Consider the following 24,221-nt stretch of genomic DNA (forward strand, 5'->3'; position numbering starts at 1 on the left):
CTTTTGACCAGGTCTGACAGAGAGGTGCAGGGTGAAAATTGCCATATTGTCCCGGGATGGAACGCTCTATTCGTGTAAGCGGCTGCGTGAAGCCGCTATACAGCGCGGTCACCTGGTTGAAATTCTTGATCCGCTTTCTTGCTACATGAACATAAATCCTGCGGCGTCTTCTATTCACTACAAAGGCCGCAAGTTACCCCATTTTGACGCAGTGATCCCGCGTATTGGCACCGCCATTACCTTTTATGGGACGGCGGCACTGCGCCAGTTCGAGATGCTGGGGAGCTATCCGCTCAATGAGTCGGTCGCCATTGCCCGGGCGCGTGACAAATTGCGTTCCATGCAACTGCTGGCGCGTCAGGGCATCGACCTGCCTGTCACGGGCATTGCGCATTCGCCGGATGATACCAGCGATTTAATCGACATGGTCGGTGGTGCGCCGCTGGTGGTCAAGTTGGTTGAAGGCACGCAGGGAATTGGCGTCGTGCTGGCGGAGACGCGTCAGGCGGCGGAAAGCGTGATTGACGCTTTCCGCGGTCTGAACGCGCATATTCTGGTGCAGGAATATATCAAAGAGGCGCAAGGGTGCGATATCCGCTGTCTGGTTGTTGGCGATGAAGTGGTCGCTGCGATTGAACGGCGGGCGAAAGAGGGCGATTTTCGTTCCAATTTGCATCGTGGCGGCGCGGCAAGCGTCGCCAGTATCACACCACAGGAGCGTGAAATCGCGATAAAAGCCGCGCGAACGATGGCGCTGGACGTTGCTGGTGTGGATATTCTGCGTGCTAATCGCGGGCCGTTGGTGATGGAAGTGAATGCGTCGCCGGGGCTGGAAGGAATAGAAAAAACCACTGGTATCGACATCGCGGGTAAAATGATCCGCTGGATCGAACGCCACGCTACGACAGAATATTGCCTGAAAACGGGTGGTTAGTCGCAATCACATTACTGATCATGGTTTTGCCTGCGCTTTTTGCGTAAGCTGTGCCGGTCTTTTTATCGAAAGAGGTTGTACAAAATTATGACATCGCTGGTCGTTCCTGGTCTGGATACGCTGCGTCAATGGCTCGATGACCTGGGGATGAGTTTTTTTGAATGTGATAACTGTCAGGCTCTGCATCTGCCCCATATGCAGAATTTCGACGGTGTCTTTGATGCCAAAATCGATCTGATCGATAACACGATCCTGTTTTCTGCCATGGCGGAAGTCCGACCTTCAGCCGTATTGCCGCTGGCGGCGGATTTATCTGCCATCAATGCCAGTTCGCTGACCGTGAAAGCATTTCTTGATATGCAGGATGATAATCTGCCAAAGCTGGTGGTTTGCCAGTCTTTATCCGTTATGCAGGGCGTAACCTATGAGCAGTTTGCATGGTTCGTGCGTCAGAGCGAAGAGCAGATTTCGATGGTCATTCTTGAAGCTAATGCCCATCAACTGCTGTTACCGACTGACGATGAAGGGCAAAACAACGTTACCGAAAACTATTTCCTCCACTGATAACTCCTTTCGAGCACGCAGTCGCTGGTGCAGTGGCTGCGCGCTGCAAAATTATCTGCTGTTTTTAACCTTTTCTTAAAGATTATTTCACTTCTCTTGTGTCGATTTGGCTTTATCACATAGAGAAAATACGCATAAAAATTTGTTAAATACCGTTTTTTAATCCGAGCTATAGTCTCAAACCCTGGCTAAAGTTATTCTTGCGATGCTTTTATATAGCGAGCAGTGCTGGCCGGGAGAGAGTTCTCTTTTCTTACACCGCGCCGATAAAAAATATGCACGTTTATTGCATATCTTTCAGTGTGACAACTTTTGTTCGTTTGTTAACGAACTTTCAGAAGGAAAGAGATATGACCGCCTTAAATAAAAAATGGCTTTCGGGTCTGGTTGCGGGTGCTCTGATGGCCGTCTCTGTCGGCACGCTCGCGGCTGAACAAAAAACACTCCACATTTATAACTGGTCTGATTATATCGCCCCCGACACGGTGGCTAACTTTGAAAAAGAAACCGGTATTAAAGTCGTCTACGATGTTTTCGACTCTAACGAAGTACTGGAAGGCAAATTAATGGCCGGGAGCACCGGCTTTGACCTGGTGGTGCCGTCAGCAAGCTTTCTTGAACGCCAGCTGACAGCGGGAGTTTTCCAGCCGCTGGATAAAAGCAAATTGCCGGAGTGGAAGAATCTCGACCCGGAACTGCTGAAGTTGGTCGCCAAACACGATCCCGACAATAAATTTGCTATGCCCTATATGTGGGCGACGACCGGGATTGGCTATAACGTCGATAAAGTCAAAGCGGTGCTGGGCGAAAACGCGCCCGTCGATAGCTGGGACTTGATCCTCAAGCCTGAAAATCTGGAAAAACTGAAAAGCTGCGGTGTCTCTTTCCTCGATGCGCCAGAAGAAGTTTTTGCTACCGTGCTGAATTATCTCGGCAAAGATCCCAACAGCACTAAAGCGGATGATTACACCGGACCTGCTACCGATCTGCTGTTAAAGCTGCGCCCGAACATTCGTTATTTCCATTCATCTCAATATATTAATGACCTGGCGAATGGTGACATCTGCGTGGCGATTGGTTGGGCAGGTGATGTCTGGCAGGCGTCAAACCGCGCGAAGGAAGCGAAGAATGGCGTGAATGTCTCGTTCTCGATTCCAAAAGAAGGGGCGATGGCGTTCTTTGATGTATTCGCCATGCCTGCCGATGCCAAAAATAAAGACGAAGCCTATCAGTTCCTGAATTACCTGCTGCGTCCGGATGTGGTGGCACATATCTCTGACCATGTGTTCTATGCTAACGCCAATAAAGCAGCCACGCCGCTGGTGAGTGCGGAAGTTCGTGATAACCCGGGTATTTATCCGCCTGCGGATGTCCGTGCGAAGCTGTTCACTCTGAAAGTGCAGGACCCGAAAATCGACCGTGTGCGCACCCGCGCGTGGACCAAAGTGAAGAGCGGAAAATAATCCGCAGTCGTAGATGCCGGACGGGTGCACCACACACGCCGGCAATTCGCACCATCATGGTGCGCTTGCACACATTCAATGCCGGAGAGCAGCCGTGAATGACGCTATCCCTCGCCCGCAGGCGAAAACCCGTAAGGCGCTGACGCCGCTATTAGAAATCCGCAACCTCACCAAATCCTACGATGGTCAACATGCGGTGGATGATGTCAGCCTGACTATCTACAAAGGTGAAATCTTCGCGCTGCTGGGCGCATCCGGCTGTGGCAAGTCCACGCTGCTGCGTATGCTGGCAGGTTTCGAACAACCTTCTGCCGGACAGATAATGCTTGATGGCGTCGATTTGTCACAGGTTCCGCCTTACCTGCGCCCCATCAATATGATGTTTCAGTCTTACGCGCTGTTTCCGCATATGACCGTGGAACAGAACATCGCTTTTGGCCTGAAACAGGACAAACTACCGAAAGCGGAAATTGCCAGTCGGGTCAATGAGATGCTCGGCCTGGTGCACATGCAGGAGTTCGCCAAACGCAAACCGCATCAGCTTTCCGGTGGTCAGCGACAGCGTGTGGCCCTGGCCCGAAGCCTTGCCAAACGCCCGAAACTATTACTGCTCGATGAGCCGATGGGCGCGCTGGATAAAAAGCTGCGTGACCGGATGCAGCTTGAAGTGGTGGATATTCTGGAGCGCGTCGGTGTGACTTGTGTGATGGTCACCCACGATCAGGAAGAGGCGATGACCATGGCGGGGCGTATCGCCATTATGAATCGCGGGAAATTTGTCCAGATTGGCGAGCCGGAAGAGATCTACGAGCATCCAACTACCCGCTACAGCGCTGAATTTATCGGTTCGGTTAATGTCTTTGAAGGTGTACTCAAAGAGCGTCAGGAAGATGGCTTGGTGCTTGATTCGCCGGGGCTGGTGCATCCACTGAAAGTCGATGCGGATGCTTCAGTGGTCGATAACGTGCCGGTACACGTAGCGCTGCGCCCGGAAAAAATCATGCTTTGCGAAGAGCCGCCCGCCAATGGTTGTAACTTCGCGGTGGGGGAGGTGATACACATTGCCTATCTCGGCGATCTTTCGGTGTATCACGTTCGACTGAAAAGTGGGCAGATGATCAGCGCCCAGCTACAAAACGCCCATCGTCATCGTAAAGGGTTACCGACCTGGGGCGACGAAGTGCGTTTGTGCTGGGAAGTGGACAGCTGTGTGGTGCTGACGGTTTAAGGAGCAAAGATGAGTACACTTGAACCTGCTGCCCAGTCGAAACCGCCGGGCGGATTTAAGCTGTGGTTGTCGCAGCTGCAAATGAAGCATGGGCGCAAACTGGTCATTGCGTTGCCATATATCTGGTTGATCTTGCTGTTTCTGCTGCCATTTCTGATTGTCTTTAAAATAAGCCTGGGAGAGATGGCGCGCGCTATTCCACCTTATACCGAGCTGATGGAGTGGGCTGACGGGCAACTTTCCATCACTCTTAATCTCGGTAATTTTCTGCAACTGACCGACGATCCGCTCTATTTTGATGCTTATCTCCAGTCGTTACAGGTGGCGGCGATTTCGACTATTTGCTGTTTACTGATCGGCTATCCGCTGGCGTGGGCGGTGGCGCACAGTAAGCCTTCGACCCGTAATATTTTATTACTACTGGTGATCCTGCCGTCGTGGACCTCGTTTCTGATCCGCGTTTATGCCTGGATGGGAATATTAAAAAACAACGGTGTGCTGAATAATTTTCTGCTGTGGCTGGGGGTTATCGATCAACCGCTGACCATTCTGCATACCAATCTGGCCGTTTATATCGGCATTGTTTACGCTTACGTGCCGTTTATGGTACTGCCGATTTATACCGCGTTGATTCGTATTGATTATTCGCTGGTGGAAGCAGCGCTGGATCTCGGTGCACGACCGCTGAAAACGTTCTTTACTGTGATCGTGCCGCTGACTAAAGGTGGGATTATTGCCGGATCGATGCTGGTGTTTATCCCGGCTGTGGGCGAGTTTGTGATCCCGGAACTGCTCGGTGGCCCGGACAGCATCATGATCGGGCGCGTGCTGTGGCAGGAGTTCTTTAACAACCGCGACTGGCCGGTGGCCTCGGCGGTAGCGATCATCATGTTGCTGCTGCTAATTGTGCCGATAATGTGGTTTCACAAACACCAGCAAAAAAGCGTGGGAGAACACGGATGAATAATTTACCGGTAGTTCGTTCGCCCTGGCGGATTGTGATTTTGCTGTTGGGCTTCACCTTTCTCTACGCGCCAATGCTGATGCTGGTGATCTATTCATTCAACAGCTCGAAACTGGTGACGGTGTGGGCCGGCTGGTCAACGCGCTGGTATGGTGAGTTATTGCGCGATGACGCGATGATGAGTGCGGTTGGTTTAAGCCTGACAATTGCTTCCTGTGCGGCAACGGCGGCGGCGATCCTCGGGACTATTGCGGCGGTGGTGCTGGTGCGCTTTGGCAGGTTTCGCGGATCAAATGGCTTTGCCTTTATGATCACCGCGCCGCTGGTGATGCCAGATGTCATCACGGGCTTGTCGCTGTTGTTGTTATTCGTCGCGCTTGCTCATGCCATTGGCTGGCCTGCGGACCGCGGGATGCTTACCATCTGGCTGGCGCATGTCACGTTCTGTACGGCTTATGTGGCAGTCGTTATTTCGTCGCGTCTGCGGGAACTGGATAGCTCGATAGAAGAAGCAGCGATGGATCTCGGTGCGACGCCGCTGAAAGTATTTTTCGTCATTACGCTACCGATGATCATGCCCGCGATCATTTCTGGCTGGTTACTGGCTTTTACTTTGTCGCTTGATGATCTGGTGATCGCCAGCTTTGTTTCTGGGCCGGGAGCCACCACGTTACCGATGCTGGTCTTTTCCAGCGTGCGGATGGGGGTGAATCCGGAAATCAACGCCCTTGCAACGTTAATTCTCGGTGCGGTCGGAATTGTCGGATTTATCGCCTGGTATCTGATGGCTCGCGCAGAAAAACAGCGGATACGCGATATCCAGCGTGCAAGACGTGGCTGAAGACACTAAAATTTGCCAACCTGGCTACATAATGCCGCGCATGCCGCGGCATTGTTTTCATGGAAGACGAAACGTTGGGATTTTTTAAGAAAACATCTTCATCTCATGCTCGCCTGAATGTGCCTGCGCTGGTGCAGGTAGCGGCGCTCGCCATTATTATGATCCGTGGCCTCGACGTGCTGATGATTTTCAATACGCTGGGCGTGCGCGGTATTGGCGAGTTCATTCATCGCAGCGTACAAACCTGGAGCTTAACGCTGGTCTTTTTAAGCAGTCTGGTGCTGGTTTTTATCGAGATCTGGTGTGCGTTTTCACTGGTGAAAGGGCGTCGCTGGGCGCGCTGGCTATATCTGCTGACACAAATCACCGCCGCAAGTTACTTGTGGGCGGCTTCGCTGGGGTATGGTTATCCGGAGCTGTTCAGCATTCCCGGTGAATCAAAACGTGAAATCTTCCATAGCCTGATGCTGCAGAAGCTGCCGGATATGCTCATCCTGATGCTGCTGTTCGTTCCCTCGACCAGTCGGCGGTTCTTCCAGTTGCAATAATGTGTATAATCGTCGCCCCTGATGATGTGAAGGTCAATGTATGCAGTGCGCACTTTACGACGCGGGTCGCTGTCGTTCCTGTCAGTGGATAACGCAGCCGATTCCAGAGCAACTCTCCGCTAAAACCGCCGATCTTAAAAATCTGCTCGCCGACTTTCCGGTTGAGGAATGGTGCGCGCCGGTGTCAGGCCCGGAACAAGGGTTTCGTAATAAAGCCAAAATGGTGGTGAGTGGTAGCGTTGAAAAACCACTGCTCGGTATGCTGCATCGAGACGGCACACCGGAAGACCTTTGTGACTGCCCGCTTTATCCTGCCTCATTTGCGCCCGTTTTTGCGGCGCTAAAACCGTTTATCGCCCGAGCGGGGTTAACGCCCTACAACGTGGCGCGTAAGCGTGGCGAACTGAAATACATTTTGCTGACTGAAAGCCAGAGCGATGGCGGCATGATGCTGCGTTTTGTGTTGCGTTCCGAAACCAAACTGGCGCAACTGCGTAAGGCGCTACCGTGGTTACAGGAACAACTACCGCAGCTAAAAGTTATTACCGTCAATATTCAGCCGGTACATATGGCGATTATGGAAGGGGAGACGGAGATCTACCTGACCGAACAACAGGCACTGGCGGAGCGTTTTAACGATGTGCCGCTGTGGGTCCGTCCGCAAAGTTTCTTCCAGACTAATCCGGCGGTCGCCAGCCAGCTGTACGCTACCGCGCGCGACTGGGTACGACAGCTGCCGGTTAAACATATGTGGGATCTGTTCTGTGGCGTGGGGGGCTTTGGTTTACACTGCGCGACGCCTGACATGCAGTTAACCGGGATCGAAATTGCGCCAGAGGCCATTGCCTGTGCAAAGCAGTCAGCCGCTGAACTGGGCTTAACGCGTTTGCAATTTCAGGCGCTGGACTCCACTCAGTTTGCCACTGCTCAGGGGGAGGTGCCGGAGCTGGTGCTGGTTAACCCGCCGCGCCGCGGCATTGGTAAACCGCTGTGTGATTATCTCTCAACGATGGCACCGCGTTTTATCATCTACTCCAGCTGTAACGCCCAAACCATGGCGAAAGATGTCCGAGAACTGCCTGGTTACCGCATCGAACGGGTACAGCTTTTTGATATGTTCCCGCACACCGCGCACTATGAAGTGCTGACGCTGCTGGTGAAGCAATAAAAAAGCCGCAGGTGCGGCTTCAGATTGCTGACAAAGTGCGCGTTGTTTATGCCGGATGCGGCGTAAACGCCTTATCCGGCCTACAAAAGCGTGCAAATTCAATACATTGCATGGGCCATGTAGGCCTGATAAGCGTAGCGCATCAGGCAATTTTACCTTTGTCATCAGTCTCAAGCCGCGGTTGCGGCTTTCTGAATCTTACTGCGGGAACCACTGGTCATTGATTTTCTGATATGTACCGTCAGCTTTAATTGCTGCCAGCGCGTTATTCAGTTTTTCCAGCAGAGCTTTGTTATCCGGACGTACAGCGATGCCCAGACCGGTGCCGAAGTATTGCGGATCGGTCACTTTTTCAGTAGCAACGCCCAGTTGCGGATTGGTTTTCAGCCATTCGTTTACCACCGCTGTGTCACCAAATACCCCATCAATACGACCATTTTTCAGATCGATAAAGGCATTCTGATAACTGTCATAGGAGACAGTTTTCACTTCGGGGTGCTGATCCTGAATATATTTCTGGTGCGTGGTGCCGTTTTCCATCCCAATACGTTTGCCTTTCAGATCGGCAAACGTTTTGTAGGTATCTTTTTTGGCAATCACGACGGCTGAGTTTTCATAGTAGGGCGTGGTAAACGATACCTGCTTGCTACGCTCGGGCGTGATATCCATACCGGAGATTACGGCGTCATATTTTCTGAATTTCAGTGACGGGATCAGGCTGTCGAACGCGTGATTAGTAAAAGTACATTCTGCCTGCATTTGTTTGCACAAGGCTTTTGCCAGATCGATATCAAAGCCGACAATCTCATTATTAGCACCTATAGATTCAAAGGGGGGATAGGTGGCTGAAACGCCAAAATTGATTTTCTCTGCGGCAGAAGCACCGAAAGTAAAGGAAGCAAGTAAAGCGGCAAGAACTAACTTTTTCATGATGGAACTCCCGTCTGTCAATCTTATGATTTTTGGCCGTGTCTGCGGCATGGGATAACAATGCCATCAAGTGAATTTATATGCAATAAATATGATTAAATAATTTAAATTAAATAAAAAAAGACGGATAACTTAGTGAGTTGTCCGTCTTCATTATAAGAATTTATGCACTGAGTAGGCCGGATAAGGCGTTCACGCCGCATCCGGCATCAGCATGCAGCTACATTAATTCCGCCGTTCGAATGCCAGTGCTTTGCGCTCGATCAGACGCATCATCAGCGTCAGCAGGCCGTTGACGACCAGGTAAATAATCCCTGCCGCACCGAACACCATTACATCGTAGGTGCGTCCGTACAACAACTGGCTGTATCCCATCACTTCCATCAGCGTAATGGTGTAAGCCAGAGAGGTACTTTTGAACACCAGCACCACTTCGTTGGAATAAGAAGAGAGCGAGCGTTTAAAGGCATACGGCAGCAGGATCGCCAGCGTATCTTTTTTGCTCATTCCCAGGGCGCTACAGGACTGCCACTGACCTTCTGGGATCGCACGAATTGCACCGTAAAACAGCTGCGTGGTATACGCCGCACTGTTCAGCGATAACGCAATCAGCGCACATAACCACGGTTCTGACAACAAATGCCACAGTGCCGGATACTCCTGCAAAGTCGGAAACTGGCCCGGCCCGTAATAAATCAGGAAGATCTGCACCAGCAGCGGCGTACCGGTAAACAGCGTGATATAACCCCGCACCAGCCACACCAGCACCGGCGTTTTCAGCGTCAGGATGATGGTAAAAATCAATGCCAGAATCAGTGCCACAATCAGCGAGGCAACGGTTAGCGTCAGGCTGGTGTGTAGCCCTTTCATCAGTTCGGGTAAATACTCAAACATTAGCTGGGCCTCCGCTCAAAACGTGTCGCGCGCAGGTCAATGCGTTTGAGAATGTACTGACTGAGCAGGGTGATCACCAGGTAAATCGCCGCCGCCACAATGTACCAGGTAAATGGTTCCTGGGTACGAGTAGCGATGCTTTTTGTTTGCAGCATTAAATCATTCACACTAATCAAACTGACCAGCGCGGTATCTTTCAGCAGCACCAGCCACTGGTTACCGAGGCCAGGCAGCGCATGACGCCACATCTGCGGCATCACCAGACGGAAAAAGATAGCCGATTTCGACAGCCCCAGCGCCTGACCAGACTCCCACTGACCCACCGGCACCGCTTTCAACGCGCCCCGAAGCGTTTGCGAGGCATAGGCGGCATACAGCAGTGACAGAGCGATGACACCACAAAGGAACGGGCTAACGTCGAAGTTCTCAATGTCCATCTGCACTGGGATCTGCACGAACCCAAGATTGATAGTGAAGCCATCCGAAAGCGTCAGCAGCAGCTGCGAGGAGCCAAAATAGATAAACAGCACCACCAGAATTTCTGGCAGGCCACGCAGAATGGTTACCAGCGCTGAACCTGCCCACGCGACAGGACGCCATTTTGCCGACTCCCATACCGCAAAGAACATCGCCAGCGCCAGCCCGACAATCAATGCACAAACGGCAAGGCCGACGGTCATCCCGGCGGCGCTTGCTAAAGGAAAAAATTCATTCATCAGGAATTACTTCTGGAACCATTTGTTGTAGATGGTTTCGTAAGTGCCATCTTTCTTCACTTTTTCCAGCGCAGTGTTGAGTTTCTGCTGCAGCTCAGTGTTGCCCTGACGTACCGCGATGCCGAGGCCAGTGCCGAAGTAATCTTTATCGGTCACTTTGTCGCCCACCGCCGCCAGTTTCGGGTTATCTTTCAGCCACTCAGTGACCACTGCGGTGTCACCGAAGACGCCGTCGATACGCCCGTTTTGCAGATCCAGTTTTGCGTTCTGGTAGCTGTCATACGGAACGGTAGTGATTTCCGGGTGCTTATCCATAATGAATTTCTGGTGTGTCGTCCCGTTCTGTACGCCGACTTTTTTGCCTTTCAGCTGATCAACACTGGTGTATTTGCCTTGCTGACCCACAAACAGGGCAGAGTTGTCATAGTACGGGGTGGTAAACAGCACCTGCTTTTCACGCTCCGGAGTGATATCCATGCCCGCCATCACGGCTTCTACGCGACGGAATTTCAGGCTTGGGATCAGGCTGTCAAACGCCTGGTTAGAGAAAGTGCAGGTTGCATCAATCTCTTTACACAGCGCTTGTGCCAGGTCGACGTCAAAACCAACGATCTGGTTGTTTGCATCAATCGATTCAAACGGAGGATAGGAGGCTTCGGTAGCAAAACGAATGGTTTCGGCAGCTGTGGCGGAAAGACTAAAACCTGCAATTAACGCGGCAATCAGAACTTTTTTCATTGTTGTTATCCCGAATCTTAGTGAGAGAGATAGTTTTTAAATGCTTCGGTTTGCGGCTCGGTAAAGCAGCTCGCGTCGCCTTGTTCTACGATATGACCATTTTCCATATACACCACTCGGCTGGCGGTTTTACGCGCCACTTCAACTTCGTGGGTGACGATCACCTGGGTAATATTCGTTTCTGCCAGCTCACGAATGATGCTGACGATTTGTGCCGTAATTTCCGGGTCCAGTGCGGCGGTCGGTTCATCGAACAGCAGTACCTGCGGTTCCATCATCAACGCACGGGCAATAGCAACACGCTGCTGCTGACCACCAGAAAGATGCAGCGGGTAACGATCGCTATAAGGTTTGAGACGCAGACGTTCCAGCAGTTTTTCTGCACGGGCCAGCGCCTCATCTTTACTCAACCCCAGTACACGGCAGGGCGCTTCAATCAGGTTTTGCTGCACGGTCAGATGCGGCCACAGGTTGTATTGCTGAAACACCATGCCAACGTTACGACGCAAATCGCGAATCGCTTTGTCAGAGGGTGTTTTGGTGAAATCGAAATGGTTGCCTGCAATGTTGAGCGTACCGGAGCGCGGCATCTCAAGCAGATTGAGTACACGCAGCAGCGAGCTTTTACCCGCGCCGCTGGGGCCAAGTAACACCAGCGTTTCGCCCTGTGGGCAATCCAGCGTGATATCGAACAGCGCCTGATGCGCGCCGTAGAAGCAATTAATGCCGTTTAATTGAATACTCATTGACACTCGTATACTGGCAGTCTGATAGCTATTGAGGTCGAAGATAGTACCTTTGACAGAATAATTATGCAATATTTCTGCTTTAAAAGTTAAAAGCAAAGCGCATTATTCAATAAACATAGCACAAAATAACGGGGGCGGTGGTCGGCGAGCATAAATGTCGGCATTCCTCACGAAATGCCGGACAATTTACGGGGTTTATTGGTTGATCAAGGCGTTAGCGATTCTCGATGGACTGACGGAGCGTACCCGCCGTGGCATGAACGCTACCGCCTAAGTAACGCACATCGTCGATGACCCAACACTGGCCTTCCTGAATCATTAACACTTCATCCTGCCAGCCCTGGTCACCCTGTTTAAGATCCACGCGCAAAGGAATGTTACGGGCATCACGATTAGGGATAGTCGATGCACTGGCAACGTGGGCGCTGTCTGGCAAGGTGGTTCGACTGGAGAATGGATCGTTGGTCAGTAGTTCCCGATGGTTATTATCCCGGGAGGCATCGCTAAGCAGTGTCGCCAGTTTGTCGCTCAGATAAGGGCGCAAGGCGGTGATGTCGTTGCTGCGGTGCAAAATGCGGTAGTCATAAAATTGCTGGGCCACGTTATCCGGGCCTCCTTCAACGCAAGGACCACTGCGTGTGCCGTTATCTTTATAAGCTGGAGTGACTGTGGTGCAGGCACTGAGGAGCAGTGCGCAGGGGATAAGCATTGTCAATTTGCTGTAGCGCATAATGATTTCCTTATAAGCGATCGCTCTGAAAGCGTTCTACGATAATAATGATATCCTTTCAATAATAGCGTATCAGTCTGATAATGCTTTTGAGATCGAAGGCTTAGCAAACAAGGAGATCGATCATGCAATTTTCTACAACCCCAACTCTGGAAGGCCAGACCATCGTTGAATATTGCGGTGTGGTGACCGGCGAAGCGATTTTAGGTGCCAATATTTTCCGTGATTTCTTTGCCGGTATCCGCGATATCGTTGGCGGACGTTCCGGTGCGTATGAAAAAGAACTGCGTAAAGCACGGGAGATCGCCTTTGAGGAATTAGGCTCCCAGGCGCGGGCGCTGGGGGCCGATGCCGTCGTCGGTATTGATATCGACTACGAAACGGTCGGGCAAAACGGCAGTATGCTGATGGTTAGCGTCAGCGGTACGGCGGTGAAAACGCGTCGATGAGAAGAGTCTTCTGGCTGGTCGCTGCCGCTCTGTTATTGGCAGGGTGTGCAGGCGAAAAAGGCATTGTCGAGAAAGAGGGATATCAGCTTGATACCCGACGCCAGGCGCAGGCGGCGTATCCGCGCATTAAAGTGCTGGTGATCCACTACACCGCAGATGATTTTGATAGCTCGCTGGCGACACTGACCGATAAGCAGGTCAGCTCGCATTATCTGGTCCCTGCGGTACCACCGCGATACAACGGTAAACCGCGCATCTGGCAACTGGTGCCGGAACAAGAACTGGCCTGGCATGCGGGGATTAGCGCCTGGCGCGGGGCAACGCGCCTTAACGACACCTCTATTGGCATTGAGCTGGAAAACCGTGGCTGGCAAAAATCGGCCGGAGTGAAATATTTTGCCCCGTTTGAACCGGCACAGATTCAGGCGCTTATTCCACTGGCGAAAGATATTATTGCCCGTTATCACATCAAGCCGGAAAACGTAGTGGCACATGCGGATATCGCACCGCAGCGCAAAGACGATCCGGGGCCATTATTTCCCTGGCAGCAACTGGCGCAGCAGGGGATTGGTGCCTGGCCGGATGCGCAGCGGGTTAACTTTTACCTTGCCGGGCGCGCGCCGCACACACCGGTAGATACCGCGTCATTGCTGGAGCTTTTGGCGCGCTACGGTTATGACGTTAAACCTGATATGACACCGCGCGAGCAGCGGCGCGTGATTATGGCATTCCAGATGCATTTCCGCCCGACGTTATATAACGGCGAAGCGGATGCAGAAACTCAGGCGATTGCCGAAGCATTGCTGGAGAAATACGGGCAGGATTAGCGCGGCAGTTTTCCGTGGTCGCGTAGCCAGGCGGCAGTTTTCTCGATACCTTCATCCAGGGTGATGACCGGCTGATAACCTAACTCTTCCTGCGCACGCGTAATATCCAGCGTAAAGTCAAAATTCAACTTGGAGACGCCGTAGTGGGTCAGCGGCGGCTCTTTTGCTGACTTGCGGCCTAAACGCTCCATGCTGCGGGCGATCATATCCAGCATCGGGTAGGGGACGGAACGAATACGACAGTCAATATTCAACTCGTCGATCAGCTTCTGCACGATGCTGCGCAGTGTGCGATGCTCGCCGTTGGTGATGTTGTACACACGCCCGGAAGGTAGCTTATCGCAGGCTTCCTGGCTTGCCAGCCACATTGCGTGCACGGCATTTTCATAGTAGGTCATATCGACCAGCGCACTGCCGCCATGCGGTAACAGAATACTGCCGTAGTGGTGCATCATATGCGCCAGACGGGGAATAAAGACTTTATCGTGCGGTCCGAACAGACTTTGTGGGCGCAGAATAGTAAAGCGCGTTTGTGGATTCGCCTGCGAAAGCATATTGATCACTTCTTCGCTGGCTGCTTTGCTGCGGGCAAACTCGTTGGCGAAGCGGTGAGGGCGAAAATCTTCTTTAATATCGCGATGGTGGTGATAATCGAAGTACAGGGAGGGGGAAGAGATATGAATAAAGTCACGCACACCCCAGGCGACAGCCCATTCACCCAGGCGGCGAGTGGCGCGAACGTTAGCCAGATCGAAAGCCTGTTGTGTCCCCCAGGGTGAGGTAAAGCTGGAGCAGTGCCACAGCGTATCAATGCCCGCGAGCATCACTTTAGCTTGTGATGAAACCAGCTCGGTCAGATCCGCCGGAACAAACTCTGCGCCCATTTTTTCCAGCAATTTGCCCATTGCCTCGTTGCGACCGGTCGCTCGCACGCTGATGCCTTTCTGGCATAAAAACTCTACCGCGTTTCGACCTAAGCCGCTGGTGGCGCCGGTAACCAGTACCTTCATATCAATCCACTGTTGTTGAGAAAATGACGTGCGCATTCTTCCGTGATTTCCCCCATGATGCAATGGGAAACATGAAAGAATAACGCAGGTTTTGTCGATTAATCTGTGCTTTGTTCTGCCAGTCTGGCGATTTGTTTTGCCATTCCGCGAAAAATAAACAGATGCGCGGGGATCATCAATAACCAGTAAAACAGCCCCGGCATACCGTGCGGATGCCAGAAAGCGCGGACATCAATAGTACGATAGTCACCTTTATCTTCCAGGGTAAAACACAGTCGTCCCAGCCCCGGCGCTTTCATGCCAAATAACAACGTAAGTTGCTTTTTCGGTTCAACGACAATCACTTTCCAGCTATCCACCGCATCGCCGGTCTGTAAATATTCGCGCTCCGGGCGGCCTTTCGCCAGCTTATGACCGATCGCGCGGTCCATCAACGCCCGTGTCTGCCACAAAATATTGCCAAAGAAATAACGCTCTTTACCGCCGATTTGGTTCACCACCTGCCATAAAGCCGCAAGGCTGGCGGACGTTTTAACGGTAAACCCCGCCTGTTTGGCGAAATAACCGTACTCCGGTCGCCAGCGGGCAAAGGCCTGAGCGTCGTAGCCCCAGTCGCTGGAGTTGACCAGTTTTTCTTCCTCTTTCAACGTGCTACGTACCGCGTCATCGAAAGCGATCAGCCGTTGTGGGATGAGTGCACGTAGCGCGGTATCATCCGCCAGCAGATCGTGTTTCAGCCCCTGAATCAACGCCCTGGCGGTGGTGGGCGGTACGGAAGTAATCACATTGAGAAACCACACCGAAATCCAGCGGGTGGGGAGGGGGATGGGGATCAACCAGCGGCGCTTACCGCTCACCGCCATAAAATGTTCAAACTGTTGCTGATAACTGAGCACCTCTGGTCCGGCGGCTTCGAAGATGCGGTGTTCGCTGGCCGGATGATCTAACAACGCCACCAGATAGTGCAGCAAGTTTTCCAGCGCGATGGGCGTGGTGCGTGAACGTACCCAGCGTGGCGGCGTTAACACTGGCAGGTTGTAGACCATATCGCGCATGACTTCGAACGCCGCTGAACCTGCGCCAACGATAATTCCGGCCCGAAGTTCGGTCACAGGTACATTCGCTTCACGAAGAATGTCCGCCGTAGCCTGACGAGCACGCAGATGATCCGACTGCTCATGTGGCGGGGCCTGCAACGAACTGAGAAAGATTAATTGCTTAACTGGTACTTCACGTAGCGCATCGCGGACGTTGAGAGCCACCTGGCGCTCCTGAGCGATAAAATCGCCGCCTTCGCCCATGCTGTGCACCAGAAAATAGACGGTATCGATATCCTGCAACAGGGCCGGAAGGTTATCCGGCCAGCTGAGATCGACTTTATGGCAACTGACGTTTGCCAGTTGCAGCTTTGCAAGCCTGTCGACATGACGTGCCGCCGCCAGGATCTGATGCCCTTGCTGGCTGAGTGTGCGCACCAGATGCTGACCAATGTAGCCACTGGCACCGAGAACTAAAATGCGTTGCGGCACGTCTCTCTCCTTAACGCGCCAGGAATGCGCGCCAGTGGGCGGCGACTTCCGCCAGTTGTTCGCGCGAGACGTCAAGATGCGTCACCAGGCGGACAATCGGCGAGGCGTTAATCAGCACGTTTCTCGCTTTCATGTATTCGCCTAACGCGGCAGCATTTTCTTCCCCGACGCGAACAAACAGCATATTAGTGTCCTGACGCATCACATCCGCGCCTGCTTCACGCAGTTGCTCCGCCATCCAGGCGGCGTTGTCGTGATCTTCCTGCAACCGTGCGACGTTATTTTTCAGGGCATACATCCCGGCGGCAGCCAGAATCCCGGACTGACGCATCCCGCCACCGGCCATTTTCCGCCAGCGGATGGCACGTTTAATGTAATCACGATTACCGACGAGTAATGAACCGACTGGCGTCCCAAGACCTTTCGACAGGCAAATGGTGAACGAATCACAATATTGCGTGATCTCTTTCAGTTCGCAGCCGTAAGCCACCACGGCATTAAAGATGCGCGCACCGTCAACATGCAGCGCCAGATTGCGCTCGCGGGTAAATTCCCATGCTTCTTTCAGGTATTCACGCGGCAGCACTTTGCCGTTGTGGGTGTTTTCCAGACTGAGTAATTTGGTGCGGGCGAAATGGATATCGTCGGGTTTGATTTTCATCGCCACTTTATCCAGCGGTAGCGTGCCGTCGGCAGCCGCGTCGATGGGTTGCGGCTGAATACTGCCCAGCACCGCTGCGCCACCGGCTTCAAACAGATAGTTATGCGCGGCCTGACCGACAATATACTCTTCGCCACGTTCGCAGTGACTGAGCAGAGCGACCAGGTTGGCCTGAGTGCCGGTAGGCAGAAAAATGGCGGCTTCTTTACCGGAAAGCTCTGCTGCATAGTCCTGCAGAGCATTAACGGTAGGGTCGTCTCCGTAAACGTCGTCCCCAACCGGGGCGGCCATCATCGCTTCGAGCATGGCGCGGCTCGGTCGGGTAACGGTATCACTGCGTAAATCAATCATGGCATGTCCTTATTATGACGGGAAATGCCACCCTTTTTACCTTAGCCAGTTCGTTTTCGCCAGTTCGATCACTTCATCGCCGCGTCCGCTGATGATTGCGCGCAACATATACAAGCTAAATCCTTTGGCCTGTTCGAGTTTGATCTGCGGTGGAATGGCTAACTCTTCTTTGGCGACCACCACATCCACCAGCACCGGACCGTCGATGGAGAAGGCGCGTTGCAGGGCTTCATCAACTTCAGACGCTTTTTCTACACGGATACCCGTAATGCCGCACGCTTCGGCAATGCGGGCAAAGTTTGTGTCGTGTAGTTCGGTGCCGTCAGTCAAATAGCCACCAGCTTTCATCTCCATCGCCACAAAGCCCAGCACGCTGTTGTTAAAGACGACAATTTTCACTGGCAGTTTCATCTGCACTACTGAGAGGAAATCGCCCATCAACATGCTAAAACCGCCATCGCCGCACATGGCGACCACCTGACGTTCTGGCTCTGTCGCCTGCGCACCCAGCGCCTGCGGCATGGCGTTAGCCATCGAACCGTGGTTAAACGAACCTAACAGGCGACGCTTGCCGTTCATTTGTAGATAACGCGCTGCCCATACTGTTGGCGTGCCGACGTCACAGGTAAAGATTGCGTCATCGGCGGCAAAATGACTAATTTGCTGCGCCAGATATTGCGGGTGAATGGCTTTCTCGCTCGGTTTAGCTAAATCGTCCAGCCCTTTGCGGGCATCGCGGTAATCTTCCAGCGCTTTATCCAGAAATTTGCGATCGGCTTTTTCTTCCACCAGTGGCAGCAATGCACGCAGGGTTGATTTGATATCGCCGACCAGCGCCATATCTACCTTGCTATGCGCGCCGATGCTGGCTGGATTGATATCAATCTGAATGATTTTGGCATCGGTCGGGTAGAAGGCGCGGTAGGGAAATTGCGTGCCGAGCAGCACTAACGTATCGGCATTCATCATAGTGTGAAAACCTGACGAGAAGCCGATTAACCCGGTCATTCCAACATCATACGGATTATCGTATTCGACATGTTCTTTACCGCGCAGGGCATGAACAATAGGTGCTTTAATTTTCCCGGCAAACTCAACTAACTCTTTATGCGCCCCCGCGCAGCCGCTGCCACACATCAGGGCGATATTGCTGGAATAACGCAGCAGTTGCGCCAGTTTGCGTAACTCTTCTTCTTCCGGCGTCACAACTGGCTGTGGCGCATGATACCAGTGGGTAGTTGCTCCTTCTGGCGCAGGTTTTAACGCCACGTCACCCGGTAACACAACAACGGAAACGCCACGGTTAAGCACTGCTTTGCGCATAGCAATTGCCAGCACTTGTGGGATCTGCTCCGGGCTGGAAACCAGCTCGCAATAGTGACTACATTCGCGGAATAGCTCTTGTGGGTGGGTTTCCTGGAAATAGCCGCTGCCAATTTCGCTGGAGGGAATATGAGCGGCAATCGCCAGTACCGGAACGTGATTGCGGTGGCAATCGAACAGGCCGTTGATTAAGTGCAGGTTGCCGGGGCCGCACGATCCGGCACAGACCGCCAGTTCTCCGCTAAGTTGTGCTTCAGCGCCAGCGGCAAAGGCCGCCACTTCTTCGTGGCGGGTGGACATCCACTCGATGGTGCCCATGCGATTAAGACTGTCACTAAGACCGTTCAGAGAGTCGCCTGTGACTCCCCAGATGCGTTTCACCCCTGCCGATTCGAGTGTTTTGGCGATATAAGCTGCAACCGTTTGTTTCATGGTTCTCCATCTCCTGAATGTGATAACGGTAACAAGTTTAGTTCATCTGACGGAGGGGGAAGGGATGGGAGAGAAAGGAGGCACTAACGGTTAAATAGCCCGATGAAAGGAATATCATCGGGCATAAGGCGATTATGCGAGAACCAAATCCCCCTGCGGATGGCAGGAGCAGGCCAGTACGTAACCTTCAGCGATTTCGGCGTCGGTCAGCGTCATTGTGCTGCTCACCGTATATTCACCGGAAACCACTTTTGTCTTACAGCAGCCGCAAACACCCGCACGGCAGGCAGCGACAACCGGAACGTTATTGCTTTCCAGCGCCTCCAGTAGCGTGGTGCCAACCGGGGCGTAAAATTCTCGTGCCGGTTGCAGTTTGGTGAATTTCAGACCGCTGGTCGCCGCTTCTGCTACTGGGGTGAAGAATTTCTCTTTAAAGAAACGCGTCACGCCGAGCGCTTTCACTTCCTGCTCTACCCAATCCATATACGGAGCCGGGCCGCAGGTCATCACGGTACGTGAAGCTAAGTCAGGTACACCTGCCAGCAGTTCGCGAGTGAGACGACCAGCGATAAAGCCTTCGGTAACGTTATTTTCTGCCACCAGCGTTACCGGATAGTTACGCCACTCATCGGCGAAAATAACATCCTGCGGCGTACGCACGTTGTAGATCACCTGTACATCGGCCTGTGGACAGTTCTTCGCCAGCCAGCGACGCATCGACATAATCGGCGTGACGCCGCAGCCTGCCGCCAGCAACAGGAATTTATCTTCTGCTTTATCGTCGCAGGTAAATTCCCCCATCGCGTCCGAAAGCCAGAGATAATCACCGCGTTTTACATCGCGCGTCAGCCACTGGGAGCCGACACCGTCATCAATCCGCCGCACGGTCAGGGTGATATATTCACTCACGCCTGGCGTGGAGGAAATGGTGTAAGCACGCAGCGTTTCCGCTGAGTTTCGCACGCTGACCAGTGCATATTGCCCGGCGCGATATGGGTAGTAATCGTGGCAAATCAGGGAAATCGTCCACACATCCGGCGTTTCTTGCGTAATGTGATGAACCTGCATCCGCCACGGGCATTGATTCGTTGGCATCGTCATCGACAAACTCCTTACGCGCTCAACAGTTGCTTCATGTCTTCTTCAACAGTGGTGATAGAACGCAGGCCGAATTTCTCGTTCAGCACCGCCAGCAGGTCTGGTGTCAGGAAACCAGGTGCAGTCGGGCCGGTGACGATATTTTTCACGCCCAGAGAAAGCAGCGTCAGCAGAATGACGATCGCTTTCTGTTCAAACCAGGAGAGCACCAGCGACAGCGGCAGATCGTTCACACCACAGCCCAGTTTCTCTGCCAGAGTGACAGCCAGAATAATCGCTGAGTAAGCATCGTTACATTGACCTGCATCTACCAGACGCGGCAGACCTTCGATATCGCCAAACTCAAGTTTGTTAAAGCGATATTTACCACAGGCGAGGGTCAGGATCAGGCAGTCATCCGGCACGCTGGTGGCGAAATCGGTGAAGTAGTGGCGCTCGCCGCGTGCGCCGTCACAGCCACCAAGCAGGAAGATATGACGCAGTTTTTCACGGCTCACCAGATCAATCAGCGTATCAGCAGCGCCAAGCAGCGTCTGGCGACCAAAACCCACGGTGATAAGGTGCGGAATTTCGCTGTACGGGAAGCCTGCCATCTGTTGCGCCTGGGTGATAACCGCAGAGAAATCATCACCGTCCAGATGACGCACGCCAGGCCAGCCAACAATGCTGCGGGTCCAGATACGATCGTCATAAGCGCCTACGGTTGGGTCGATGATGCAGTTCGAGGTCATCACGATGGGGCCAGGGAAACGAGCGAACTCCACTTGCTGATTCTGCCAGCCGCTGCCGTAGTTACCGACCAGATGCTTGAATTTACGCAGCTCCGGGTAGCCATGCGCAGGCAGCATTTCGCCGTGGGTGTAGACATTAACGCCCGTGCCTTCGGTCTGTTCCAGCAGGTTGTAGAGATCTTTGAGATCGTGACCGGAAATCAGGATGCATTTACCCGCCGTCGCTTTGACGTTGACCTGGGTTGGCGTCGGGTGACCGTATTTACCGGTTTCGCCTGCATCCAGAATGCTCATCACTTTGAAGTTCATCTGGCCGATTTCCATTGAACACTCAAGAAGCGCGTTCATATCGGCAGGCCAGGTCCCCAGCCACGCCATGATTTTATGATACTGGGCATAAATATCGTTGTCGTATTGACCGAGAACATGCGCGTGTTCCATATAGGCCGCCGCACCTTTCAGGCCATACAGGCACAGCAGACGCAGGCCGAGAATGTTTTCGCCAATCGCCGCTTTATCTTTGTTAGGGGTAAATTCTGCTGCCTGACGTTGCAGCTCGCCGAGATCGTCGCTCACCAGTTGCAGGTCAGCCATCGGGTTATCGACGCGCGCGTTGGCATCTACAGCCAGGCATTGCGCTTTCAGCGCCTCGCGCAGGGCAATCGCTTCACGAGCGTAGCCGACAATACGCGGAGAATCGAAGTTAACGTTGGTCAGGGTTGAGAAAAAGGCACGTGGCGCGAAGCTGTCAACATCGTGGTTGATGATGCCGTATTCACGCGCTTTTACCGCCCAGGCAGAAAGCCCTTGCAGCGCCGCGATGAGTAAATCCTGAAGGTCAGAAGTTTCCGCCGTTTTACCACACATCCCCTGCGCGTATGAGCAGCCGTTTCCTGCCGGAGTACGGATAGTTTGTTCACATTGCACACAAAACATGATCACACCTTTTAAAGTTATATTTAATATACATGTTTAAGGTTAAGACGCTTAACGCGGGGATAAAAGGGATTTTTCATGCAACTTTAAGGGAGATTGATTTAGCGCAATTTTGGCGGCAGGGATCTACCGCCAGAGAGGTATTACGCAGAGAAAAAGGCGATGAGGATCGGCACTAACAGGCTAAGAATAAAACCGTGAACAATTGCCGCCGGGACCATATCCAGCCCGCCAGTACGTTGAAGAACGGGCAGGGTGAAATCCATTGATGTGGCACCGCATAAGCCCAGTGCAGTAGAGCGGCTGCGGCGAATCAGCCCAGGGATCAACATAATAGCAATCAGTTCACGGGCCAGATCATTAAAAAACGCCGCGCTCCCGATTACCGGGCCAAAAGATTCGGTCAATAAAATACCGGAAAGAGAATACCAGCCGAAACCGGAGGCCATTGCCAGCGCGGTATTGATGGGGAGATCAAGAATAAAGGCGTTAATTAAACCACCAATTAATGAACTGGCAACCACCACCACGGCGACAATCATTCCCCGGCGATTAAGGACAATCTGCTTTAAGGTCATGCCATTATTGCGCAACTGAATACCGACGAGGAAAAGTAGCAGAATTAACGTGTATTCGCTGGCTTCGGTCGCGTGTTGTAAGAAAGCCAGTCCACTCAGACCAATGGCAAAACCAATCACTACTACGCCGCACAGTTTTAGCGACTCCAGCGCCATCGCAATACGCGACGGGAGTTTTTCTTGCTGATGGTGATTGCGCCATGGCAGGCCTCGCTCCAGCCACATCAGGGCGGCAATATTACATAGTAAAATAACGGTAATACTGACAGCAGAATAATGCAGAATCGCCAACAGGTTACTGGCGAGGTTATCGAGAAACGCCAGACTGATACCCATAAAAAAGAGAATAAGGTAAACCATCCAGCTTAATAGCTGATTAATAACTTTTAATGCAGCTTTTTGGCGAAGCGGAATGAGGTAACCCACAATCAGGGGAACCAGAATGATTAACAGCCCAGAAAACATGAAAACCCAGTCCTTGCAAAGATGAAGTCGAAATGCGCGATGACACACTACTGAAAGCGGAAGGACGAGTAAAGTTGCAATTAAAAGGAAATGTTATGCATAAGGAGCAGTAGAGTATTCGTTTTCATTTAAAGATATTCTTGCGCTTTAATTACAAACTGCACCGATGTTGGTGGCGTCAAAATCGCCGAGGCGTTCCCTGAAGGCCGGGGCAGCCCACATGGATGTGGGCTGAGGGCGCGTTTTACAGGGATGTTACCTCGCGCCCGACCCGGTAGCCGTAAGGGATAAGTCGAGGGCACCGCGCAGCGGCGATTTTGTTCGCCAGAGCCCGGGGGTGCAGGGGGCGGCGGCGATTGGCCGCCCCCTGCGCGCTCCTTGCGCCAGTGGCAATATGTGGCTTAGCTCATGAAAGGAGCGCAACAAGATGATGAATCAACATATAACAACATCTTAAAAAAAGGCCTGACATTACGCCAGGCCTTCTGCGTTAATTAATCACGCTTTTCCAGCAGGGTCCGGTAAATCAGACCACCGATAATGCCGCCGACAATTGGCACCACCCAGAAGAACCACAGTTGTTCTAATGCCCAGCCGCCCTGGAAGATAGCAACCGCGGTGCTGCGCGCCGGGTTAACAGAAGTGTTAGTCACCGGAATACTGATTAAGTGAATCAGGGTTAAGGCCAGACCAATAGCGATCGGCGCAAAACCTGCCGGAGCGAATTTGTCGGTTGCGCCGTGGATCACCAACAGGAAACCTGCACTCAATACCAGTTCAACTACCAGCGCGGAAAGCATGGAATAACCGCCTGGTGAATGCTCGCCATAACCGTTAGAAGCAAAACCGCTGGCTGCCGCGTCAAAACCCGTTTTACCACTGGCAATTAAATACAGCAGCGCTGCCGCAACAATACCGCCGACAACCTGGGCAATTACGTAGCCAACGACTTCTTTTGCCGGAAAACGTCCGCCAGCCCATAAACCAATAGTGACCGCCGGGTTAAAATGACCACCAGAAATATGACCAACAGCAAAGGCCATCGTCAGAACGGTCAGACCGAACGCCAACGCCACGCCGGCAAAACCAATGCCTAATTCCGGGAAGCCTGCGGCCAGTACAGCACTACCACAGCCACCAAAAACAAGCCAGAAAGTACCAAAACATTCAGCTGCTAATTTTCTGAACATATCCACCTCAATTAAAAATTGACCCTGTGAAAAATATGGTCGTTTTATAGGGCCGTCGTAAAAAGTGACGACGGAAATAATGCGCGGCTATTTTAAAAACGAAGGCGAGTCATTCACCAGATAAATAAATCCAGTAAATTTGATTTAGGGCAACAGCGGGTTGCCCCATATAGT

The 24,221-nt window shown here is 52.5% G+C and carries 24 protein-coding genes; 10 read left to right on the forward strand and 14 right to left on the reverse strand.

Translation table 11 applies throughout. The features are described 5' to 3' along the window. Positions 1-31: 31 nt before the first annotated feature. The 8 genes from rimK (at position 32) to rlmC (ending at position 7,710) form a co-directional block, all read left to right on the forward strand. Positions 32-934 carry a 30S ribosomal protein S6--L-glutamate ligase gene (gene rimK / locus RTW80_RS02680; protein ID WP_000684321.1) on the forward strand — a complete coding sequence of 301 codons (903 nt, stop codon included), beginning with the start codon at positions 32-34 and terminating at the stop codon, positions 932-934. Positions 935-1,021: 87 nt separating this feature from the next. Then, positions 1,022-1,498, forward strand: a complete 477-nt coding sequence (locus tag RTW80_RS02685; RefSeq protein ID WP_000203025.1) for a YbjN domain-containing protein — start codon at positions 1,022-1,024, stop codon at positions 1,496-1,498. Positions 1,499-1,848: 350 nt separating this feature from the next. Next, complete coding sequence (potF, locus tag RTW80_RS02690) at positions 1,849-2,961, forward strand: spermidine/putrescine ABC transporter substrate-binding protein PotF (RefSeq protein ID WP_000126069.1); 1,113 nt, start codon at positions 1,849-1,851, stop codon at positions 2,959-2,961. Positions 2,962-3,055: 94 nt separating this feature from the next. Continuing rightward, positions 3,056-4,189, forward strand: a complete 1,134-nt coding sequence (gene potG, locus RTW80_RS02695) for a putrescine ABC transporter ATP-binding subunit PotG (RefSeq protein WP_000996005.1) — start codon at positions 3,056-3,058, stop codon at positions 4,187-4,189. Positions 4,190-4,198: 9 nt separating this feature from the next. Further along, the gene (gene potH / locus RTW80_RS02700; protein ID WP_000105444.1) at positions 4,199-5,152 is read left to right on the forward strand and encodes a putrescine ABC transporter permease PotH; all 954 of its coding nucleotides are present in this window, start codon (positions 4,199-4,201) and stop codon (positions 5,150-5,152) included. Beyond that, complete coding sequence (gene potI / locus RTW80_RS02705; protein ID WP_063119399.1) at positions 5,149-5,994, forward strand: putrescine ABC transporter permease PotI; 846 nt, start codon at positions 5,149-5,151, stop codon at positions 5,992-5,994. Before potH ends, potI begins: the two co-directional genes overlap by 4 nt. Positions 5,995-6,053: 59 nt before the next feature. Further along, complete coding sequence (locus RTW80_RS02710; RefSeq protein ID WP_000389260.1) at positions 6,054-6,542, forward strand: YbjO family protein; 489 nt, start codon at positions 6,054-6,056, stop codon at positions 6,540-6,542. A 40-nt stretch (positions 6,543-6,582) separates the two neighbouring features. Further along, positions 6,583-7,710: a 23S rRNA (uracil(747)-C(5))-methyltransferase RlmC gene (gene rlmC, locus RTW80_RS02715; protein ID WP_001149740.1), complete on the forward strand. Its 1,128-nt coding sequence runs from the start codon at positions 6,583-6,585 to the stop codon at positions 7,708-7,710. A gap of 198 nt (positions 7,711-7,908) precedes the next feature. On the opposite strand, the gene artJ is transcribed toward rlmC, so the two are convergent. The 6 genes from artJ to RTW80_RS02750 all read right to left on the reverse strand — a co-directional run bounded on the left by artJ (position 7,909) and on the right by RTW80_RS02750 (position 12,467). Continuing rightward, a complete protein-coding gene (gene artJ, locus RTW80_RS02725) occupies positions 7,909-8,640 on the reverse strand; it encodes an arginine ABC transporter substrate-binding protein ArtJ (RefSeq protein WP_001295905.1) in 732 nt (243 codons plus the stop codon). A 225-nt stretch (positions 8,641-8,865) separates the two neighbouring features. Next, the gene (gene artM / locus RTW80_RS02730) at positions 8,866-9,534 is read right to left on the reverse strand and encodes an arginine ABC transporter permease ArtM (protein ID WP_000464491.1); all 669 of its coding nucleotides are present in this window, start codon (positions 9,532-9,534) and stop codon (positions 8,866-8,868) included. Then, positions 9,534-10,250, reverse strand: a complete 717-nt coding sequence (gene artQ, locus RTW80_RS02735) for an arginine ABC transporter permease ArtQ (protein WP_001001691.1) — start codon at positions 10,248-10,250, stop codon at positions 9,534-9,536. Before artQ ends, artM begins: the two co-directional genes overlap by 1 nt. A 6-nt stretch (positions 10,251-10,256) precedes the next feature. Continuing rightward, entirely contained in the window at positions 10,257-10,988 is a 732-nt protein-coding gene (gene artI / locus RTW80_RS02740) for an arginine ABC transporter substrate-binding protein ArtI (RefSeq protein ID WP_000756569.1), read from the reverse strand. 17 nt (positions 10,989-11,005) lie between these two features. Further along, positions 11,006-11,734, reverse strand: coding sequence for an arginine ABC transporter ATP-binding protein ArtP (gene artP, locus RTW80_RS02745; protein ID WP_312718347.1), 729 nt, complete (start codon positions 11,732-11,734; stop codon positions 11,006-11,008). Between the two features lie 217 nt (positions 11,735-11,951). Then, positions 11,952-12,467 carry a lipoprotein gene (locus RTW80_RS02750; RefSeq protein ID WP_001270734.1) on the reverse strand — a complete coding sequence of 172 codons (516 nt, stop codon included), beginning with the start codon at positions 12,465-12,467 and terminating at the stop codon, positions 11,952-11,954. A 125-nt stretch (positions 12,468-12,592) separates the two neighbouring features. Here RTW80_RS02750 and RTW80_RS02755 point away from each other — a divergent pair, with 125 nt between their 5' ends. Together RTW80_RS02755 and amiD are read left to right on the forward strand one after the other, a co-directional pair. Continuing rightward, positions 12,593-12,916 carry a heavy metal-binding domain-containing protein gene (locus RTW80_RS02755; RefSeq protein ID WP_001160737.1) on the forward strand — a complete coding sequence of 108 codons (324 nt, stop codon included), beginning with the start codon at positions 12,593-12,595 and terminating at the stop codon, positions 12,914-12,916. Then, on the forward strand, positions 12,913-13,743 hold the full coding sequence (gene amiD, locus RTW80_RS02760) for an N-acetylmuramoyl-L-alanine amidase AmiD (protein WP_001255167.1): 831 nt from the start codon (positions 12,913-12,915) through the stop codon (positions 13,741-13,743). The genes RTW80_RS02755 and amiD overlap by 4 nt, the downstream gene beginning before the upstream one ends. Here the strand turns inward: amiD and RTW80_RS02765 are convergent. The 8 genes from RTW80_RS02765 to aqpZ form a co-directional block, all read right to left on the reverse strand. Further along, positions 13,740-14,753 carry an NAD-dependent epimerase/dehydratase family protein gene (locus tag RTW80_RS02765; protein WP_063119401.1) on the reverse strand — a complete coding sequence of 338 codons (1,014 nt, stop codon included), beginning with the start codon at positions 14,751-14,753 and terminating at the stop codon, positions 13,740-13,742. The two genes, amiD and RTW80_RS02765, sit on opposite strands and share 4 nt — an antisense overlap. A 98-nt stretch (positions 14,754-14,851) precedes the next feature. Further along, on the reverse strand, positions 14,852-16,282 hold the full coding sequence (locus RTW80_RS02770) for an SDR family oxidoreductase (protein ID WP_001136559.1): 1,431 nt from the start codon (positions 16,280-16,282) through the stop codon (positions 14,852-14,854). 10 nt (positions 16,283-16,292) lie between these two features. Beyond that, positions 16,293-17,294: a low-specificity L-threonine aldolase gene (ltaE, locus tag RTW80_RS02775; protein ID WP_000566372.1), complete on the reverse strand. Its 1,002-nt coding sequence runs from the start codon at positions 17,292-17,294 to the stop codon at positions 16,293-16,295. 36 nt (positions 17,295-17,330) lie between these two features. After that, the gene (gene poxB, locus RTW80_RS02780; RefSeq protein WP_312718352.1) at positions 17,331-19,049 is read right to left on the reverse strand and encodes a ubiquinone-dependent pyruvate dehydrogenase; all 1,719 of its coding nucleotides are present in this window, start codon (positions 19,047-19,049) and stop codon (positions 17,331-17,333) included. Between the two features lie 132 nt (positions 19,050-19,181). Continuing rightward, positions 19,182-20,150 (reverse strand): NADH oxidoreductase, encoded by a 969-nt coding sequence (gene hcr / locus RTW80_RS02785; RefSeq protein WP_000178660.1) that lies wholly within the window; start codon positions 20,148-20,150, stop codon positions 19,182-19,184. An 11-nt stretch (positions 20,151-20,161) separates the two neighbouring features. Further along, the gene (gene hcp / locus RTW80_RS02790; protein ID WP_000458809.1) at positions 20,162-21,814 is read right to left on the reverse strand and encodes a hydroxylamine reductase; all 1,653 of its coding nucleotides are present in this window, start codon (positions 21,812-21,814) and stop codon (positions 20,162-20,164) included. A 143-nt stretch (positions 21,815-21,957) separates the two neighbouring features. Beyond that, complete coding sequence (gene lysO / locus RTW80_RS02795) at positions 21,958-22,857, reverse strand: L-lysine exporter LysO (protein WP_001338421.1); 900 nt, start codon at positions 22,855-22,857, stop codon at positions 21,958-21,960. Between the two features lie 494 nt (positions 22,858-23,351). Continuing rightward, positions 23,352-24,047 carry an aquaporin Z gene (gene aqpZ, locus RTW80_RS02800; RefSeq protein WP_001298299.1) on the reverse strand — a complete coding sequence of 232 codons (696 nt, stop codon included), beginning with the start codon at positions 24,045-24,047 and terminating at the stop codon, positions 23,352-23,354. Positions 24,048-24,221 lie beyond the last annotated feature (174 nt).

The organism is Escherichia sp. AM3 (genome assembly GCF_032029835.1).
In the GTDB taxonomy this organism is placed as follows: domain Bacteria; phylum Pseudomonadota; class Gammaproteobacteria; order Enterobacterales; family Enterobacteriaceae; genus Escherichia; species Escherichia coli.